Below are 2,730 nucleotides of genomic sequence, written 5' to 3'. Positions count from 1 at the left end.
GTCCTGTTCTCCTCGGCAGCCGGCACCCTCGGCAACCCCGGACAGGCCAACTACGCCGCCGCCAACACCTACCTCGACGCCCTCGCCCACCACCGCCGCGCCCAAGGCCTCCCGGCCGTCTCAATCGCGTGGGGACTCTGGGAACGAGCCAGCGGCATGACCGGCACGCTGTCCGAGGCCGACCTCGCCAGGCTCCGCCGATCCGGGCTCGTCCCACTCACCGACGACCACGGGCTCGCCCTGTTCGACGCCGCGCTCCGGCTCGACGAACCGCACGTCGTCGCCCTGCCGATCGCCCCCACGGCGGACACGCACCCATCGCCGCTGCTGCGCGACCTCGCCCCGCGATCCCGCAGGACGGCCGCCACCCGCGGCACTGACGGTCCCGGCGCGGGCGGCGACCTCGCCTCGACCCTGGCGGGACTGACCGCCGATCAGCAGCGCCGGCGGATGCTCACCCTCGTACAGGCGCAGGCCGCCGCCGTCCTCGGGCATCCCGCCGCGCACACGATCGTCGCGGACCAGCCGTTCAAGAACCTCGGCTTCGACTCCCTCACCGCCGTCGAACTCCGCAACCGGCTCGCCAGCGCGACCGGGCTACGGCTGCCGCCGACCCTGATCTTCGACCAGCCCAGCCCCGCCGAGCTGGCCGCGTGGCTGCTCGGCCGGCTCGCCCCCGCGGCGGCCGAACCGGTGCCCGCGATCCTCACCGACCTGGACGCTCTGGAGACGATCCTCGCCGAGGTGCCAGCCGACGACAAGGGCCGTCCCGCGGTCACCGCCCGGCTGGAGACCCTGCTGGCCCGGTGGGCCGGAGCGCGGACGGACACCGCCGGCGACGACCTGTCTGCCGCGACGGACGACGAGATCTTCAGCGTCATCGACCACGAGCTCGGAATCTCCTGACCCCTTCACGTGAGGAACCCAGATGTCCAACGAAGAGAAGCTCAGGGACTATCTGAAGCGCGTCACGGCCGACCTGCGCAGGTCCAGGCAGCGCGTTCACGAGGTGGAGTCGGAGCGGTTCGAGCCGATCGCGATCATCGGGATGGCGTGCCGGTACCCGGGCGGAGTCCGCTCCCCCGACGACCTGTGGGACCTGGTCGCCGAGGGCCGGGACGGCATCTCGGACTTCCCCGTCAACCGCGGCTGGCCCGCCGACCTGTACGACCCCGACCCCGACCGGGCCGGCACCACCTACACCCGGCACGGCGGGTTCCTGCACGACGCCGACATCTTCGACGCGGCGTTCTTCGGGATCAGCCCGCGCGAGGCGCTCGCCATGGACCCGCAGCAGCGGCTCCTCCTCGGAACCACGTGGGAGACGCTCGAGGACGCCGGGCTCGACCCGTCCGGGCTGCGGGGACGCGGCATCGGGGTGTTCGCGGGCGTCCTGTCGAGCAACTACGGCTCGCACCTGCTGATAGAGACGCCCGAGGAGATCCAGGGCTACCTGTCGACGGGCATCAGCAACAGCGTCGCGTCCGGCCGGATCTCCTACAGCTTCGGCTTCCAGGGTCCGGCCGTCACCATCGACACCGCCTGCTCGTCCTCGCTCGTCGCGATGCATCTGGCGGCGCACGCGCTGCGGTCCGGCGAGTGCTCCATGGCACTGGCCGGCGGTGTGACGGTCATGGCGGCGCCCACACCGTTCGTGGACTTCAGCCGTCAGCGGGGCCTGTCCGCCGACGGGCGCTGCAAGCCGTTCGCGGCCGCCGCCGACGGCACCGGCTGGGGCGAGGGCGTCGGCCTCGTCCTGCTGGAGAAGCTGTCGGACGCCCAGCGCAACGGCCACCGGATCCTCGCAGTCATCAAGGGCTCGTCGGTCAACCAGGACGGCGCCAGCAACGGGCTCGCCGCCCCCAACGGGCCGTCGCAGCAGCGGGTCATCGAGCAGGCCCTGGTCAACGCGCGGCTGTCGGCCGACGAGGTCGACGCCGTCGAGGCGCACGGCACCGGCACCCGGCTGGGCGACCCGATCGAGGCGCAGGCGCTGCTCGACACCTACGGACGGCACCACACCAGCGCGCTTCCGCTGCGGCTGGGGTCGATCAAGTCGAACATCGGGCACAGCCAGGCCGCCGCCGGCGTCGCCGGTGTGATCAAGATGGTGGAGGCAATTCGGCACGGCGCGCTGCCGAAGTCGCTGCACGTGGACGAGCCCTCGCCGCACGTCGACTGGTCCGCCGGGCATGTGACGCTGCTGACCGAGACCACGCCGTGGCCCGAGACGGGACGGCCGCGCCGCGCGGCGGTGTCGTCGTTCGGGATCAGCGGCACCAATGCCCACCTCATCCTGGAGCAGGCACCGGAGCCCGACGACGCCGAGGCCCCGGCGCCCGCGCCGGACGCACCCGCCGTCGCGCTGCCGCTGTCGGCGAAGGACGCCGACGCGCTGCGCGAGACCGCCCGGCGGCTCAGGGAGCGCCTCGACGCACGTCCGGAGCTGGAGCCCGCCGCCCTGGCCGCGCCGCTCGCCGGACGGGCGCTGCTCGGCCACCGGGCGGTCGTCGTCACCCCGCCGGACGACCGCGCCGGGACCGCCGCGGCCCTCGACGCGCTCGCCGGCGGGTCGCCCCATCCGTCGCTGATCGTCGGCGACGAGCCTCCCACGGCGGGCGGGACCGTGTTCGTCTTCCCCGGCCAGGGCTCCCAGTGGGCGGGCATGGGCACACTGCTCGCCGCCGAGTCGCCGGTGTTCGCCCGCGCTCTGGACGACTGCGCGCAGGC

Annotated in this window: 2 protein-coding genes; both read left to right on the top strand. The window is 73.7% G+C overall.

Annotated elements, in window-relative coordinates:
- Positions 1-906 (top strand): beta-ketoacyl reductase (locus ACFWP5_RS52170; RefSeq protein ID WP_384174442.1); only part of this gene is annotated, 906 nt, incomplete at its 5' end.
- 22 nt (positions 907-928) lie between these two features.
- Positions 929-2,730 (top strand): type I polyketide synthase (locus tag ACFWP5_RS52165; protein ID WP_384174440.1); only part of this gene is annotated, 1,802 nt, incomplete at its 3' end.

The organism is Streptomyces sp. NPDC058469 (assembly GCF_042721125.1).
Taxonomy (GTDB): Bacteria; Actinomycetota; Actinomycetes; order Streptomycetales; family Streptomycetaceae; genus Streptomyces.
Note: the sequence above shows the minus strand (reverse complement) of the source record. Positions and strands in the feature narration are given on the sequence as shown.